We start from the raw sequence: 16,610 nt of genomic DNA on the forward strand, positions 1-16,610 counted from the left end.
TATTCTGGGGCTGAATAGAAGTTTGTGGCTCGGCTTTGCCGACCCTTTATATAAGGAGGCCGGAGCTAAAGCTCCGGCCTCGCTCAATTTCCTATTAGATTAAGTGAGCGATCAAGGAATCGCACTCCCCTCCGCCGCGTTAACGTAGGGCCCGCTCTGGAGTTGCCTTTCAGGACATTCCACAGACCAGGAAGCCCCCTTATCCGCAGCTCAGAAGGAGCAGGATAAGGGGGCTTCCATGGTCGAGGACGTCCTGAAAGGCAACTCCAGAGCGGGCCCGGACAGTTCACCGACTACAGGTCGATGTGCGATTCCTTGATCGGGAACGGCTCCGCGAAGTGGCAGGCGCAGCAGTGACCCGGTGCGACTTCCTTAAACTCGGGAAGCTTCTCAGAGCAAATACCCTGCGCGATCGGGCAGCGGGTGTGGAAACGGCAACCGGTCGGCGGATCCAGCGGTGACGGCGGATCGCCGGCGAGGATGATGCGCTTGCGGGTCTTCTGGATATCAGGATCGGGAACCGGCACGGCAGACAGCAGCGACTGCGTGTACGGATGGTGAGGCTCGCTGTAAAGTGTCTTCCAGTCCGAAACCTCGACCATCTTACCCAGATACATAACGGCAACGCGATCGGAGATGTGCTGCACGACAGACAGGTCGTGAGCGATAAACAGATACGCGGTACCGAACTTGTCCTGCAGTTCCTTGAGCAGGTTCAGAACCTGGGCCTGAATGGATACATCAAGTGCAGAGACAGGCTCGTCGCAGATGATCAGCTTGGGCTTCAGAGCGAATGCGCGGGCGATGCCGACACGCTGGCGCTGGCCGCCCGAGAACTCATGCGGATAGCGGTTGATGTGCTCGGGGTTCAGACCGACGACGTCCAGCAGCTCGCGGACGCGCTCAATACGCTCTTCCTTGGTACCCACGCCATGAATGGTCATGGGCTCAGAGACAATCTCGCCGATGGTCATACGAGGGTTGAGCGAAGCATAGGGGTCCTGGAAGATGAACTGCATCTCGCGACGCATGTCCTTGATCTCATGCTTGCTCATCTCGGCAACATCTTTACCCTGGAAGAACACCTTACCGGCGGTCGGCTTGGTCAGGCGCATGATGGTGCGGCCCGTCGTGGACTTACCGCAACCAGACTCACCGACCAGACCAAAGGTCTCGCCAGGATAAATCTCGAACGAAATGTCATTCACAGCAGAGACGACACGCTTGGAGAAGCGCTTGGCGAACATGCCGGACTCAGCGGGAAACTCCTTAGAGAGGTGCTCGACCTTCAGCAGCGGAGTACGCTCGTTGGTATCTGCCATTACGCCTCGCCTCCCTTCTTGGAATCCCTGCGCGTACGGGACGTCTCAGGAGCGTTCTTGAGGAACTCGGGGTCACCGGAGTAGTGGCATGCAGAGTAGTGACCAGACTCGGTGACAACGCGCTCGGGGCGCTGCTTGCGGCACTTATCGGTCGCATAGGGACAACGAGGCGAGAACACGCAGCCCTCGGGCAGGTTCATGAGCGAAGGTGGGTTGCCGTGAATCGGCGTCAGCGGCTTCTTCTCCTCGATGGCCTGCTCCGGGATGGAGCGGATAAGGCCCCAGGTGTAGGGGTGGCGGCTCTCGTAGAAGATTTCCTCAGCAGTACCGAACTCGACGGGACGACCGGCGTACATAACCATGATCTTATCGGCCATATCGGCGACAACACCCAGGTCATGGGTAATCATGATAATGGCGTTGCCGTTCTTCTCCTGCATTTCCTGCATAAGCTCAATAATCTGAGCCTGAATGGTAACGTCCAGAGCAGTCGTGGGCTCGTCGGCAATCAGAATATCGGGATCGCAGGCAAGAGCCATGGCAATCATGACGCGCTGACGCATGCCGCCCGAGAACTGGTGCGGATACTCATTGACGCGCTTCTCGGGCTCGGGAATGCCAACGAGGTCCAAAAGCTCGGTGGCGCGCTTGAGCGCCTCCTGCTTGGAGTAACCACGGTGCAGACGAAGGCCCTCGCCCACCTGCTTGCCGATCTTATAGACCGGGTTCAAGGAGGTCATAGGATCCTGGAAAATCATCGCGATGTCATTACCGCGAATGTGCTGCATCTCTTCCTCGGTCATTTCGAGGATAGAACGACCGCGATAGCGAACGTCGCCGCCCTCAATCTTTCCCGGAGGCATCGAGATGAGGCCCATGATGGTCATGGCGGTCACGGACTTACCGGAACCGGACTCACCGACGACACCCAGGGTCTCGCCGCGATCGAGCGTGTAGGAGACACCGTCGACAGCGCGAACAACGCCATCCTCGGTGTGGAAATACATCTTAAGGTCATCGACCTCGAGCAGATGCTGGCCCTCGGGAACCGGCTGGTCCTTCAGGTCCACATAGTTCTTGTTCTTCTTCATCCTTATGCGTCCTTCATCTTGACGTCGAGGGCGTCGCGCAGACCGTCACCCAGCAGGGTGAAGGCGAGCACCGTCGAAAGAATTGCCAGACCGGGCATGATCATCATCCAGGGAGCAGTCAGAAGATACTGCTGACCGTCCTGAATCATGGAGCCCCACGAAGGCGTAGGCGGAATAACGCCCATACCGAGGAAGGACAGAGCGGACTCGGTCAGAATGGCGCCACCAATGTTCATGGTCGCGTAAACCACGATGGAAGCGACGGAGTTCGGGAAGATGTGACGCACGACGATACGAGCATCAGATGCACCCATCGCGCGCGCAGCGTCAACATAGTCGTTTTCCTTGACCGTCAAGATTGCAGAGCGGAAGACGCGCGCAATCGAAGGCCAACCGAGAATGCCGATGGCGAAAAAGACGTTCTGAAGACCACGGCCGATAACGGCGATCATGGCGACAACGAAAAGCACGTACGGGAACGCCAGGAAAATATCCGCACAGCGCATGATGATCGTATCCCAGATGCCGCCGTAGAAACCGGCCAGAGCACCCATGACCAGACCAATCACCGTGGAGATCGCAGTGGCCATAATACCGACGGAAAGCGAAACACGTGCACCGTAGATAACGCGAACGAGAATGTCACGACCAAGGGCGTCGGTGCCAAACGGGTGCTCTGCACACGGAGCCATCAGCGACGTCTGGGCCATGGTGGTCGAGTCGGAAGCCGTCGGCGAACCGAGCCAGGGCTTAGCCCACAGATCTGCGGTCAGGGCAACCACAACGACGATGATGATCCAGCAGACACCGATAACGGCGAGCTTGTTCTTACGAAGACGCTTAAAAGCGTCGCCCCACAGCGTGCGGGACTTGGCGGGAGCAGATGCGGCCTTGGTGGCGGTAGCCTGCTCCTGAGACTGAGAATCAGTTTCCTGCATGAGACGTACCTCCCTTAGGCCTTATCCGACGGACCGCCAAGGCGGATGCGCGGGTCGAGGAATGCATAGCTAATGTCGACGAGCAGGTTGATCACCATGACGACGACGACGATGAGCGTAACGCCGCCCATAACGATGGGCCAGTCACGCATGCTAATGGCGCGATAGACCTCATAGCCGATACCGGGCCAGTTAAAGACCGTCTCGGTCAGGATGGCGCCCGAAAGCATGCCGCCAAAGTCGACACCAATATAGGTAACGACGGGGATGAGTGCATTCTTAAGCGCATGCTTGATGATGATCGCGCGATTGGAGAGACCCTTGGCTTTTGCCGTACGGATGTAATCCTGGTTCATGACGTCAAGCAGCTGCGAGCGCATAATGCGTGCAGCATAAGCGGTCGAAACCGAAGCCAGCGTAATGGTCGGAAGCACATAGTGCATCCAATCCTGATACTGAGAGCTGGCACCGCCGGCACCCGAGATCGGCATGGAGAATGCACCGCCCGTGGCGTCCTTGAGAATGACGCCAAAGAACAGTTGCAGCAACATACCGAGCCAGAAGGCCGGGACGGCAACGAGGATCGACGTGGTGAGCGTTACCAAAATATCCCAGAAGGAATAACGCTTTACCGCCGAAATGATACCCGCACCGATACCCATGATTGCCTCGAGCACGATGGCGCACGCGGCAAGTTTGACCGTATACGGATACTTCTGGGCAAAGATTTCCGTAACCGGCAGCTTGCGCTGATACGAATTGCCCAGATCGCCATGAAGCAGGCCGTTCATGTAATACAAGTAACGGTCCACGAGCGACGTTTGAACGGGGTCGCCGTTCTCGTCAAGGATCGCGTTGCCGTCCTCGTCCGACTGGACCAGGTGATAGCGGACGCGAAGCTGAAGCTCCACCTCGGGGGACAGAGCCTTGTCTCCACCGATCAGCTTGATCGGATCTCCCGGCACGATATTCTGGAGGGCGAACAAAATCAGCGTAACGCCCAAAAACACCGGGATGAACTGAAGCACACGTTTAACGATGTACTTACCCATACCACTCCCCTATCTAGGGATTAACCTAAATGGGATGCCGATCGCCAGACCGGCATCCCAAAATTACCATCAGCCAGTTTACCCCAGGTTAGGGAGAACTGTATGTTTCCCATGAGGTCTACGTAAATACTTGACCCTCACGGAAGCTGCAAACTCTTAGGCGAGCTCAGCGGTACCCAGATCGGCGTGCTTCTGCGGATCGACATAGAGGTGCTTGATGCGATCGGAGCCGGCGATGGTGTGCGTGTAGAACATCACCGGGATGACCGGGCAGTCGGCAGCGACCATTGCATCGGCCTCCTGCATCTTAGCGACGCGCTCTTCGTCGTCAACCGTGGTACGGGCCTCGTCGACCTTGGCGTCGAACTCGGGGTTGTTGTAACCAGAGCGGTTGTCGCCACCGAGGGAGTCGGAGTGGAACAGCGGATACAGGAAGTTGTCCATGATCGGGTAGTCAGCAATCCAACCCAGACGACCGAACTGATAGTTAAAGTTCTGATACTGCTCGAGCAGGGCAGACCACTCGGGGGTATCGGAGACAGCGGTAACGCCAACCTTGGCGAGGTCGCCGATGATGGACTCCATGATCTCCTTGTGGCCACCGTCCTGGTTGTAGGAAAGGGTCACGTTAATGCCACGATCGCCGTTAGCACCAGCGGGAGCAACCTTGTCGAGGTACTCGTTAGCCTTGTCGACGTCGTAGGCGCAGAACTCCCATGCGCCCTCCTTGTAGCCATCGATGCCCGGAGGAACAATGCCGTCGGCAGGGGTACGGGTACCCTTGAAGATGGTCTTGCAGATGGCCTCACGGTTGATGGCCAGGGAGATACCCCTGCGCAGGTCGGCGTTGTTGAACGGCTCGGCCGTGTTGTTGCAGGTCAGGTAGTAGGTGGAAGGCTCGGCGCCGAGCAGCATGCGCTCGCCGTCACCCATGGTGTAGCCGTCCTTGGACACGCCGCGATCCTTCTTGGCAGCGTCGATCTGAGCAACGGGAACGTCGCAGACATCGAGGTTACCGGCCTGGAACTCCTTGTAAGCGGTCTCCATGTCCTTGATGACCTGGAAGTGGATGCCATCGATCTTGGCCTTGTCGCCATAGTAATCGTCGAACTTCTTGAGGTTGATCTCCTGACCATCCTCCCACTTGCCGTCCATCATGAACGGGCCGTTACCGACCGGTGCAAGGTAGAAGCTCTTAACATCGGACTCGGCGCACTCGGGAACCGGGGCCAGAGCCGGGTGAGAGGCGACGAAGGGGAAGTCGGCGTAAGCGGAAGACAGCTTGACGACGAGGGTCTCATCGTCGGGGCAAGTAACACCGCTGAGCTCGGTAGCGTTACCGGCAAGCAGGTCGTCATAGCCCTCGACCATGGAAAGGTGATAGGAGACCTCGGAAGGGCCGTACTCGGTAGCGATGGCCGACTTGGTGTTGACCAGACGCTCCCAACCGAGCTTGAAGGACTTGGAGGTAACGTCGTCACCGTTGTGGAACTTGGCCTTCTTGATCTTGAAGGTAAACTCGGTGGCGTCGTCGTTGGCCTCAAAGGACTCGCAAGCCAGCGGAACGATCTCGCCCTTCTCGGCGTCATAAGAGGTCAGAGCGTCAAAGAGCTGGTACTCGACCTGAGTGCCCTGGTCCTCCTGGACATTGTAGGGGTCGATGCAGACCGGGTTGTTGATGTAGAAGTTCAGCGTCGAACCGGACTCAGAACCGGAAGCGTCGCCGCCCTTCTTGCCGCATGCGGCAAGAAAAGCCATGGAGCTCGCAGCGAGGGTGCCGCCAACAAAGGCGCGACGACCCATAACGGGCTGGTGGAACATAGAATCAGCCATGCCATCCTCCTTATGAGATAGGACAAAGAAATGTTCAGTCGGACACATATCGAGACAATCCGATCCGAACCATCAAAACGCCGCCCGCTGCAATGGCTGGTTATGCACAACGGTCCAACGTTTTGCAATACATTAGCGCATTTTATGCACGATTTGGGGCTAATTCCGGTTAACGGTCGAGAATTTCTTTAGTTAGGCGAAGTATGTGGGGATATTTTGACTCTGTTACAAATATGTAAACAAAAAGGGTCCCGCACTTGCGGAACCCTTTTCAAGTATTTTATGCGGCTCGTGCTTAGTAGCCCACGATGCCCTGCGGGAAGAAGAACATGCACAGCACGACGCACACGGCAAACACGACAGCCATGATGACAGTCAGGCGGTCAAGGTTCTGCTCCATAACGCCTGTGGCTGAGCTGGAGTTATACAGCGAGCTAGCAATCATATCCGAAACGCCGGTACCCTTACCGGAATGCATCAGGACGAGAATCGTCAGCGCCACGGCAGAAACAGCCCAAACGACAAACAGAAGAATCTGGAACGGACCCATAGATAAGCTCCTTAATAGAACAGTTTAAACTCCAGTACTGTACCACAATCCCCAGCACTCACCCACCCGCCATTTAGGTACGGGGTAGAAATGGCAGAAATATTAAAAAGGGGGTTGTCCGGTCGTGGACAACCCCCTTACTAGAAAACGGTATTTGTTTTCTATTAGGCCTCGATGGCGAGCACGCGACCCGTCATCTCGGCGGAAGGCTCAATACCAGCCATGGTGAGCATAGTCGGAGCGATATCGGAGAGACGACCGTCCTCGATACCGGTGAGCTTGGCCTTCTCATCAACGATGATGAACGGCACACGGTTGGTGGTGTGAGCCGTGAACGGATGCTTGGAACCGTCGGAAGCAACGTCAAACATGTGGTCGGCGTTGCCGTGGTCGGCGGTAATCAGCGCAAAGCCACCCTTGGCGAGAATCGCCGGGACAACCTTGGACAGGGCATCGTCAACAGCCTCGACGGCCTTAACGGCGGCGTCGAAGACACCGGTGTGACCAACCATGTCGCAGTTTGCGAAGTTCACGATGTAGAAATCAGCGCGATCCTCGTTGATGGCAGCGACGAGCTTCTCGGTAACCTCGGGAGCGCTCATCTCAGGCTGCAGATCGTAGGTAGCGACCTTGGGGGAAGCGACGAGCACGCGCTCCTCGCCCTCCTTGGGCTCCTCGATGCCGCCGTTGAGAAAGAACGTCACGTGGGCGTACTTCTCGGTCTCGGCGGTGTGCAGCTGCTTCAGGCCATTGGCGGCGATAACGTCGGCCAGAACGTTCTCGGGGAACGTCTTGGGGAAGGCGACCTCGACGTCAAACGTCGGATCGTACTCGGTCATCGTCACAAAGTGCGAAAGCTTGATCTGCTCGCGCTCAAAGCCGTCGAACTCCTTGTCCGTGAACACGCGGGTCATCTGACGAGCGCGGTCGGGACGGAAGTTGAAGAAGATAGCCGCGTCGCCCTCGTGGATGCCCTCGTTGTGGGCAGCGAAGGGCTCGACGAACTCGTCGCCGCGCGAATCCTTCTCGTAGTAGGCCTTGATACCGGCAACGGGGTCGACATCGGCATCGGACGCGTTGACCATGACGTCGTAGGCGCGCTGGATGCGCTCCCAACGATTATCGCGGTCCATGGCCCAATAACGGCCCGAGACGGTGGCAACGCGAGCGTCGCAACCGGTCTCCTCGGAGATCTTGGCCAGGAAGGCGCAGAACTCACTCATGTAGCCAGCGCCGGACTGCGGGTCAACGTCGCGGCCATCCATGAAGGCGTGGACGCGAACGGTCTTGACACCGTGCTCGGCAGCCATCTTGACCAGAGCCTCGACGTGGTTCATGTGAGAATGAACACCGCCAGGGCTCATAAGGCCCATGAGGTGAAGAGTCTTGCCGTCAGCCTTGACGTCGTCCATAGCCTTGACGAAGACCTCGTTCTTGGCGATGGAGCCGTCCTTGATGGCGTTGTTGATGCGCGAAAGCTCCTGGAACACGATGCGGCCGGCACCGATGTTGAGGTGACCCACCTCGGAGTTGCCCATCTGGCCATCGGGAAGACCCACGTCCTCGCCCGAAGCGCCGAGCGTGGTGTGGGGGTACTTCTCATACAGGCTGTCAAGGAAGGGCGTCTTGGCAGCGGCGACGGCGTTCTCGCCATCGGCCGGAGCCAGGCCGCAACCATCCATGATGATCAGGAGTGCAGGAAGATGACGCTGTGCCATATGTCCTACTCGCCTGCCTTGACGACCATAGAAGCGAAGTCGGCAGCCTTGAGCGAAGCGCCGCCCACAAGGGCGCCATCAACGTCGGGCTTGGCGACGAGCTCGGCGATGTTGCCGGGCTTAGCGGAACCACCGTACAGGACGCGGATGCCGTTAGCGAGCTCCTCGCCGAACATCTCCTTGAGGGTCTCACGGATAGCGCCGCAGACCTCCTGAGCGTCCTCGGCGGTAGCGGTCTTGCCGGTGCCGATGGCCCAGATGGGCTCGTAGGCGACGACGACCTGCTTGGGGCAGGTGATCTCAAGACCAGCAAGGCCAGCCTTGACCTGGTTCACGACGTGCTCGACATAGGTACCAGCCTCGCGAACCTCGAGGGACTCGCCGCAGCAGAAGACGGGAACAAGGCCGGCGGCAACGAGAGCCTTAGCCTTCTTGTTCTGGTCCTCGTCGGTCTCGTGGAAGTAGTCGCGACGCTCGGAGTGACCGATGATGCAGTAGGTGCAGCCAGCGGACTTGAGCATGTCGCAAGAGGACTCACCGGTGAAGGCACCCTTGGCCTCCCAGTACACGTTCTGTGCACCGAGGGCGATGGGGGCAGCCTGAATGCGGTCATGAACCGTGGTGATGTCGATGGTCGGAGGGCAGACGAGCACCTCGACGCCAGCCGGAACCTCGGGCAGAGCCTGAGCCAGCTCGTCGGCGAGCTTGGCAGCCTCGGCGACGTCGTTGTTCATCTTCCAGTTACCAGCGATAAGAAGGGTGCGATTAGGCATCGAGAAGCGCCTCCACTCCGGGCAGGGCCTTACCCTCGACGAGCTCCATGGAAGCGCCACCACCGGTGGAGATCCAGCTCATCTTGTCGGCCAGGTTGAACTTGTTGACAGCTGCGACAGAGTCGCCACCGCCGATGATCGAGGTGCAGTCGGCCTCGGCGACAGCCTCGGCGATAGCCTGGGTGCCGTGAGCGAAGTTATCGAACTCGAAGACGCCCATGGGGCCATTCCAGAACACGGTCTTGGCGCCCTTGACGGCCTCGGCGTAGAGCTCCTCGGTCTTGGGGCCGATGTCCATGCCCTCACGATCGTCGGGGATAGCGTCGGAAGCGACAACCTCGGGGACAGCGTCCTCGCCAAAGTGATCGGCAACGCGGTTGTCGATGGGGAGCAGGATCTTGACGCCCTTCTCCTCGGCCTTCTTGAGCATCTCGCCAGCGCGCTCGACCCAGTCCTCTTCCTTGAGGGACTGACCGACGGACAGGCCCTGAGCCAGGAAGAACGTGTAGGCCATACCGCCACCGATGATCAGGGTGTCAGCGGAGTCGATGAGGTGATCGAGAACGCCGATCTTGGAGGAAACCTTGGAACCGCCGACGATAGCGACGAAGGGGCGCTCGGGCTCGGCGAAGATGCCGGTCAGCGTGTCGACCTCCTTCTCGAGCAGGAAGCCGGCGACGGCAGGCAGGTAAGCGGCGGGGCCCACGACGGAACCCTGGGCGCGGTGAGCGGTGCCGAAGGCATCGAGAACGAAGACGTCACCATAGGAAGCGAGCTTCTTGGCGATCTCGGGATCGTTCTTCTTCTCGCGCTTATCGAAGCGGACGTTCTCGAGAACGAGAACCTTGCCCGGCTCGACGGCAGCGACGGCCTCGGCAGCCTTCTCGCCGTAAGTGTCGGCGACAAAGGCAACGTCGAGACCAGAGAGCTCGGCGAGCTTCTTGGCGACAGGCTCAAGGGAGAGCTCAGGCTGGAAGCCGGTGCCATCGGGACGGCCGAGGTGGCTCATGAGGATGACGCGAGCGTTGTGCTCAACGAGATAGTTGATGGTGGGCAGGGCAGCCTTGATACGGGTGGTGTCGCCAACGACGCCATCCTTGATAGGCACGTTGAAGTCAACGCGGACGAGAACGCGCTTGCCGTCGACATCGATGTCGCGGACGGTCTTCTTGGTAAAGGCCATGTTTGCTTCTACCTTTCGTACGTGTCTGCCTCCCATTACGGCAGACGATTTCCTATAAAAATGGCGCGACCCTAGGGTGTAAGCCCTATAAGGCCGCGCCCTTCTTTAGACGCTCAACGAGCTATTCGCTAAAAGCTAAATTAAGCAACGAACTTCTCGAAGTACTTGATGGTGCGGACCATCTGAGAGGTGTAAGAGTTCTCGTTGTCGTACCAAGAGGTGACCTGAACGAGGGTCTGGCCGTTGCCGAGGTCAGAGCACATGGTCTGAGTGGCGTCGAAGATGGAGCCGTGGGTCTCGCCGATGATGTCGGTGGAGACGATGTCGTCCTCGTTGTAACCGAAGGTCTCGGAGATGGTGGCAGCGTAGGCCTTCATAGCGGCGTTGACCTCGTCGACGGTGACCTTCTTGTCAACGACAGCGTAGAGGTTGGTGATGGAGCCGGTCGGCGTCGGGACGCGCTGGGCAGCACCGATGAGCTTACCGTTGAGCTCGGGGAGAACCAGGCCGATAGCCTTGGCAGCACCGGTGGTGTTGGGGACGATGTTGACGGCGCAGGCGCGGCTACGACGCTTGTTGCCCTTGCGCTGCGGGCCGTCGAGCGGCATCTGGTCGCCGGTCCAGGCGTGAATGGTGGTCATGATGCCGGACACGATGGGAGCGAAGTCGTTCAGACCCTTGGCCATCGGAGCGAGGCAGTTGGTGGTGCAGGAAGCAGCGGAGATGATGTTGTCCTCAGCGGTCAGCGTCTCATGGTTGACGTTGTACACGATGGTGGGCAGATCGCTGCCGGCCGGAGCGGAGATGACGACCTTCTTGGCGCCAGCGTTGATGTGGGCCTGAGCCTTAGCCTTGCTGGTGTAGAAGCCGGTGCACTCGAGAACGACGTCGACGTCGAGGTCGCCCCAAGGCAGGTTGTTGGCGTCGGCCTCCTTGTAGATCTTGATCTCCTTGCCGTCAACGGTGATGGAATCCTCGCCAGCAACGACCTCGTGATCGCGAGCGTAGTTGCCCTGCGTGGAGTCGTACTTCAGCAGGTAAGCGAGCATATCGGGAGAGGTGAGGTCGTTGATAGCGACGATCTCGGAGCCCTCATGACCGAACATCTGACGGAAAGCCAGACGACCGATGCGACCGAAGCCGTTAATAGCAACCTTTACTGCCATTGTGTCTCCTTTCGTAAGGCCCCCGCGAGCTACAGCGCCCGCCGTTGAGGCCCACAAACTAACCACTCGCCTAATATACCTTTTTTTTGACTTGAATTTCACGAGAATGCTCGAAATTGAAAATCAAATTTACGTTAAAACGTTTTAAAGAGTAAAACAGCAGTTCAATCCCTATATAAGCAGTTTCGTTCAACTACCTGTTTGCTTCAATGAGCTTTTCAAGCCTCAAAACGCGATGGTACAGGGCAGACTTCGACAAGGGAGGGTCAGCCATCTCCCCCAGATCGCGCAGTGACAGATCGGGATAGCGCTCGCGCAGGTCGCAAAAGACCGCCAAGGCGTCCGGAAGCGTGTCGCGCAAACCCCGCTGTTCGAGCTCATCGATCAACGCAAGCTGATGCTGGGCGGCACCCGCACTTCTGGTCTGGTTGGCGAGCTCGGCGTTCACGCGACGGTTTACGTCGTTCTTAACCAATTTGACCGCGCGCGCTTCCTCGATCTCGGCAACGCTGCGCTTGGCACCGACCAGCTTTAGGAGCTGCTCGATCTCCTCGGCGCTCTTAATGTACACGGCATATGACCCCCGCCGTGCATTAACACGAGCATGGACCCCAATCTGCTCCAACAGATCGCAAAGCCCCTTGGCATATTGCTCTCCCTGCACCGCGATCTCCAAATGAAAATCGCCGCGTGGATCGGCCACGAAGCCGCCCGCGATGAGCGCGCCGCGGATATAGGCAAGCCTGCAGCAGGGACGGGCAACGATATGCCGGGGCACGCCGGCGACAAGTCCTCCCCTGCGGTCGAGGATGCCCAGCAGCACCAGAGCCTTATCCAGGTCTGGCTGATCAGGCAAGGTGATGAGGTAGTTTCGAACCTTATGCAATACAGATTTACGAACGGTGAATTCCGTTTTGAGCTTAAGGATGCGATGCGTCAGTGTGATCATCGTGCGCGCGACGGCGCCCGTCTCGGTCGCGACCGTCAAACGATACCGCCCGGAGCCGGCCAGCGAAAGTGTACCGCTCACACGCGTCAGGGCGGCAAGCGTCGACAAATCGCAGTATTCACATTCGGGTTCGCAGCGCGCGAGCTCGTCACGCACCTCGGCGGTAAACGACATGCAAGCCTATGCTTTCGTGTTGGCGCGCGAAAGGTCGCGATGGGAAATGCTCACGTGATATTGGGCGCCTTCCAAATAACGTGCCGTGGCCTCGGCGATGGCAACGCTGCGGTGTTGACCGCCCGTGCAGCCGATGGCAATAGAAAGCTGTGGCTTGCCCTCCGCGATATAGCCGGGCATGACCGTATCGAGCAGCTGCGTCCAAGCTTTCCAGAACTCCTGGGTCTTGGGATGGTCCAGAACAAAGTCGGAGACCTTCTTATCGAGACCGGTCATCGTGCGCATCTCGGGATCGTAGAACGGATTAGGCAGGAAGCGAACGTCGATCATAATGTCCGCCTCGACGGGCATGCCGTGCTTAAAGCCAAACGAGAACACGTGGACGTCCATGAGCTGCTGGTCGGACAGCTCGGAAAATGCCATACGTAGCTTGTTACGCAGCGCAGAGGTGCGCAGACGGCTCGTGTCGATAATCATATCGGCTCGGTCGCGCACGCCCTGAAGCTGAAGGCGCTCGCGCTGAATGGCATCGGCCGTAGTCTCCCCCGGCTTGGCAATGGGATGACGGCGGCGATTTTCGCTGTAGCGACGAATCAGCACCTCGTCAGAAGCCTCCAGGAACACGATGTCGCAGCTCATCTCGCGCTCTTCGAGCGCGGCGACCGCATCGAGCAACTCGTCAAACAGTCCCTGGCTACGCAAATCGCAGGTAACGGCGAGATGCCTGCCCACGCCCGTATTGATGCCGACGAGCTCGGCAAGCTGGGCGATGAGACGCGGAGGCAGGTTATCGATGCAAAAATAGCCCATGTCCTCGAACACGTGCATGGCCTGTGTGCGGCCCGATCCGGACATTCCGGTGATGATGACGATATCGGGGATGCGCTCCGAGCGCTCCGCCGCATCCATGGCATCTCCCTTTTGCATGTGCTGCCTCCCGAAAACAAGCGCGGGACCCAGCAACCCGGATCCCGCGCGGTCAATTGCCTATATTGAGTATACCGCCCCGAGCGGATACGAGGCCTGTCTTACGCCTCAAGTGCAGCCTTGAACCAACTCGTAATACTCGTGGGGTGCGTGATGGCGGTGCCGACGACAACGGCCCAGGCGCCAGCATCGATCGCGGCGCGAGCCTCCTCGGGCGTATGCACGCGACCCTCGCAAATGATAGGAAGGCCGGGGAATTCCTCAGTCGCCTGACGCAGGAGCGGCAGGTCGGGGCCATCGGCCATGGTGCAGTCGATGGCGGCGACGCCGTGAGAAAGCGTGGTGGATACCAGGTCAAAGCCCATATCAACAGCACGGCGAATATCCTCGATGGTGGCACAATCCGCCATCAGGAGCACACCCTCCTCGTGCAGCGGGCGGAAGGTATCCTCGACCGTCTTGCCATCGGGGCGCGGACGATCGGTGGCGTCGATCGCCACGATATCGGCACCGGCAGCAACGCAGGCGCGAGCGTGACGCAGCGTCGGCGTGATGTAAACGCCCTCGTGCCCATCCTTCCACAGGCCGATAACAGGAACCTCACAGCGACCCTTAATGGCGGCAATGTCAGCAAGGCCCTGGCAGCGAATGGCGGCGGCGCCACCGAGCTCGCAAGCGCGAGACATTTGAGCCATGGTCTCGGGCGTACGAAGCGGCTCGCCCATATACGCCTGAACGCTCACGACGAGCTTGCCCTTCAGGGATTGAATCAAAGGATCGACGGTCATAAGGCTGTAACCTTTCTCAGAACAGCCTCCCGAGGCGTGTTGTCTCGGGAGGCTCCTACAGAAGATACGTTTACTTCAACGAAGCAAGAAGATGCTCGGCGGCACCGATGAGCGGAGCATCGCCCTCCAGAGAACCGATGAGGATCGGCGTGTCCTGAAGCGGATCCAGCGCCTGGCTGGCATAGCCCTCGTGCACCGAATCCTTCCACGTCTGCGAACGCCAATCGGGACCTTGGTGAATCACGCCGCCCGAAAGCACGATGACCTCAGGGTCCAGGATGTTAGCGAGCGAGCCCAAGCTGGCCCCCAGCGCAAAGCCGGCGTCATGGATGACCTCGGTCGCCTTTGCGTCGCCCGCACGGCACAGATCGTTCACATCGCGACCGACCGAAGGACGGCTGGGGTCGACGCGGCCAAAACGCTCATCGTACATTCGACCAATGGAAGTGCCCGAAGCAACCGACTCCAGATGGCCGGAACGCCCGCAGGCGCAGGGAATGCCGGCGGCAGCCGAACACTCAATGTGGCCCATATGACCGGCAGCACCATGGAAGCCCTGCATCACGCGGCCGCTCTCGACATATGCGCCGCCGATGCCCGTGCCGATGCCAAGACACAAGACGGAGAACTTGCCCTTGCCGACGCCCCAGTGGGCCTCGCCCAGAGCATGAGCCTGCACGTCGCCCACAACGGCAACGGGAAGACCGAGGTCCTCGCGCAGACGCGGCCCCAACTGAACGCCGGACCAGCCGGGCATGATCTCATTGGCATACGCGATGGCGCCCGTCTTGGGATCGACGACGCCGGCAGCGCCGATACCGACGCCAAGGACCTCGACATCGGGATTCGCCTCGAGAGCGGCCTTGATGGACGCCTCGATACGCTGGAAGACGGCCTCGCCGCCCTCTTGGGCCTCGGTGGGAACCTCGGCCTCAAAGACGGGACGGGGCACACTACCGTCAGCCGGGTACTCCATGATGGCAGTCGCGATCTTAGTTCCGCCGATATCGACAGAGCAGACGTACTTGTTCTCCATGTCGCTCTCCTTAGGAGATAAAAACAACTACAGGAAATGAAGGCTGCGTTATCGCCGCAGCTTGGTAAAGGTTTCCCGGGTGTCCGAGGTTGGGGTGAAAGCGGTCGGGCGTTGACCTAATGGGTCACGCTCGACCGCTTGAGCCCCAAGATCGGGTGCCCGGGGAAGCTTTACAGGAGACCGTTGTCCTGGAGGACCTTCTTAATAGCCTCGACGTTCTCGCCGGTCATGGCCTTCACCGGGCGCGGCATGGTCGGGCTGTCGAAGATACCCATGAGGTTCATAGCGGTCTTGAAGGCGCCGACGCCACCGGCATAGCCCTGGACGCCCGAGGTGACATCCCAGATATGCGAAATCTCATTGAGGCGATCCTGCTCGGCCTTGACGGTAGCCCAGTCACCAGCCTGAGCGGCCTTCCACTGACGCACGTAGCCCTCGGGCTCAACGTTGGCGAGACCCGGGACGGAACCGTCGGCGCCACCGAGGTAAGCGCCGTCGACAACAACCTCGTGACCGGTGAGGATGCTCATCGGATGGCCGTTCTTCTCGTTCTCCTGAACGAGGTAGCGGAACGAGATGTCATCACCCGAGGAATCCTTGACGCCGGCCAGAACGCCCTCGGCACCGAGCTTGGCAAGGAGCTTCCAGGGGAGCTTGGTGTGGACACACACGGGGATGTCGTAGGCGAAGATGGGCAGGTCGAGTTCCTCATGCAGGATGCGGAAGTGCTCCTCGACCTCGGTCATGCCCTGCAGGGCATAGAACGGGCAGGTGGCGACGAGAGCATCGGCGCCCAGCTCCTGAGCGACCTTACCGTGCTCGATCATGCGCTCGGTCTCGGTGTCGATGATGCCGACCAGAACGGGAACGCGGTGGTCGACGATACGGACGGCCTCGGCGATGATCTGACGGCGACGCTCGTCGGTGGAGAAGACGACCTCGCCCGAGGAGCCCAGGAAGAACAAGCCATCGACGCCGGCATCGATCATGCGGTTGATGCTGCGCTCAAAGGAGGCAACGTCGAGCTGGTGATCTTCGGTATCGGGAACAACGACGGGAGGGATAACGCCGGTGAATTTCTGAGTTGCCACAAGAATCTCCTTAGTTGTC

The 16,610-nt window shown here is 59.1% G+C and carries 15 protein-coding genes; all 15 read right to left on the reverse strand.

Features of this window, described 5'->3' with window-relative positions; all coding sequences use genetic code 11:
• Positions 1–293: 293 nt before the first annotated feature.
• The 15 genes from KSY82_RS01820 to KSY82_RS01890 all read right to left on the reverse strand — a co-directional run bounded on the left by KSY82_RS01820 (position 294) and on the right by KSY82_RS01890 (position 16,591).
• Positions 294–1,322 carry an ABC transporter ATP-binding protein gene (locus KSY82_RS01820; RefSeq protein ID WP_022094888.1) on the reverse strand — a complete coding sequence of 343 codons (1,029 nt, stop codon included), beginning with the start codon at positions 1,320–1,322 and terminating at the stop codon, positions 294–296.
• On the reverse strand, positions 1,322–2,413 hold the full coding sequence (locus KSY82_RS01825; RefSeq protein ID WP_217749994.1) for an ABC transporter ATP-binding protein: 1,092 nt from the start codon (positions 2,411–2,413) through the stop codon (positions 1,322–1,324). Before KSY82_RS01825 ends, KSY82_RS01820 begins: the two co-directional genes overlap by 1 nt.
• Positions 2,414–2,415: 2 nt before the next feature.
• Positions 2,416–3,351, reverse strand: coding sequence for an ABC transporter permease (locus KSY82_RS01830; RefSeq protein ID WP_152067641.1), 936 nt, complete (start codon positions 3,349–3,351; stop codon positions 2,416–2,418).
• A 14-nt stretch (positions 3,352–3,365) separates the two neighbouring features.
• The gene (locus KSY82_RS01835) at positions 3,366–4,403 is read right to left on the reverse strand and encodes an ABC transporter permease (RefSeq protein ID WP_195520694.1); all 1,038 of its coding nucleotides are present in this window, start codon (positions 4,401–4,403) and stop codon (positions 3,366–3,368) included.
• Positions 4,404–4,559: 156 nt separating this feature from the next.
• Positions 4,560–6,236: a peptide ABC transporter substrate-binding protein gene (locus tag KSY82_RS01840; RefSeq protein ID WP_229077154.1), complete on the reverse strand. Its 1,677-nt coding sequence runs from the start codon at positions 6,234–6,236 to the stop codon at positions 4,560–4,562.
• Between the two features lie 295 nt (positions 6,237–6,531).
• Positions 6,532–6,786: a preprotein translocase subunit SecG gene (secG, locus tag KSY82_RS01845; protein ID WP_006236144.1), complete on the reverse strand. Its 255-nt coding sequence runs from the start codon at positions 6,784–6,786 to the stop codon at positions 6,532–6,534.
• Positions 6,787–6,950: 164 nt separating this feature from the next.
• On the reverse strand, positions 6,951–8,504 hold the full coding sequence (gpmI, locus tag KSY82_RS01850; protein WP_217749995.1) for a 2,3-bisphosphoglycerate-independent phosphoglycerate mutase: 1,554 nt from the start codon (positions 8,502–8,504) through the stop codon (positions 6,951–6,953).
• Positions 8,505–8,509: 5 nt separating this feature from the next.
• Positions 8,510–9,277, reverse strand: a complete 768-nt coding sequence (gene tpiA / locus KSY82_RS01855; protein ID WP_022094882.1) for a triose-phosphate isomerase — start codon at positions 9,275–9,277, stop codon at positions 8,510–8,512.
• A complete protein-coding gene (locus KSY82_RS01860) occupies positions 9,270–10,460 on the reverse strand; it encodes a phosphoglycerate kinase (RefSeq protein WP_022094881.1) in 1,191 nt (396 codons plus the stop codon). Before KSY82_RS01860 ends, tpiA begins: the two co-directional genes overlap by 8 nt.
• A 140-nt stretch (positions 10,461–10,600) precedes the next feature.
• Positions 10,601–11,626 carry a type I glyceraldehyde-3-phosphate dehydrogenase gene (gap, locus tag KSY82_RS01865; RefSeq protein ID WP_022094880.1) on the reverse strand — a complete coding sequence of 342 codons (1,026 nt, stop codon included), beginning with the start codon at positions 11,624–11,626 and terminating at the stop codon, positions 10,601–10,603.
• A 193-nt stretch (positions 11,627–11,819) separates the two neighbouring features.
• On the reverse strand, positions 11,820–12,749 hold the full coding sequence (gene whiA / locus KSY82_RS01870) for a DNA-binding protein WhiA (protein ID WP_217749996.1): 930 nt from the start codon (positions 12,747–12,749) through the stop codon (positions 11,820–11,822).
• Positions 12,750–12,755: 6 nt separating this feature from the next.
• Complete coding sequence (gene rapZ, locus KSY82_RS01875; protein WP_022094878.1) at positions 12,756–13,676, reverse strand: RNase adapter RapZ; 921 nt, start codon at positions 13,674–13,676, stop codon at positions 12,756–12,758.
• 101 nt (positions 13,677–13,777) lie between these two features.
• A complete protein-coding gene (locus KSY82_RS01880) occupies positions 13,778–14,464 on the reverse strand; it encodes an N-acetylmannosamine-6-phosphate 2-epimerase (protein ID WP_022094877.1) in 687 nt (228 codons plus the stop codon).
• A gap of 70 nt (positions 14,465–14,534) precedes the next feature.
• The gene (locus KSY82_RS01885) at positions 14,535–15,500 is read right to left on the reverse strand and encodes an ROK family protein (protein ID WP_138112031.1); all 966 of its coding nucleotides are present in this window, start codon (positions 15,498–15,500) and stop codon (positions 14,535–14,537) included.
• Between the two features lie 170 nt (positions 15,501–15,670).
• Positions 15,671–16,591, reverse strand: a complete 921-nt coding sequence (locus KSY82_RS01890; RefSeq protein WP_035138887.1) for a dihydrodipicolinate synthase family protein — start codon at positions 16,589–16,591, stop codon at positions 15,671–15,673.
• Positions 16,592–16,610 lie beyond the last annotated feature (19 nt).

Origin of the sequence: Collinsella aerofaciens (assembly GCF_019131995.1) — a bacterium.
In the GTDB taxonomy this organism is placed as follows: domain Bacteria; phylum Actinomycetota; class Coriobacteriia; order Coriobacteriales; family Coriobacteriaceae; genus Collinsella; species Collinsella aerofaciens_S.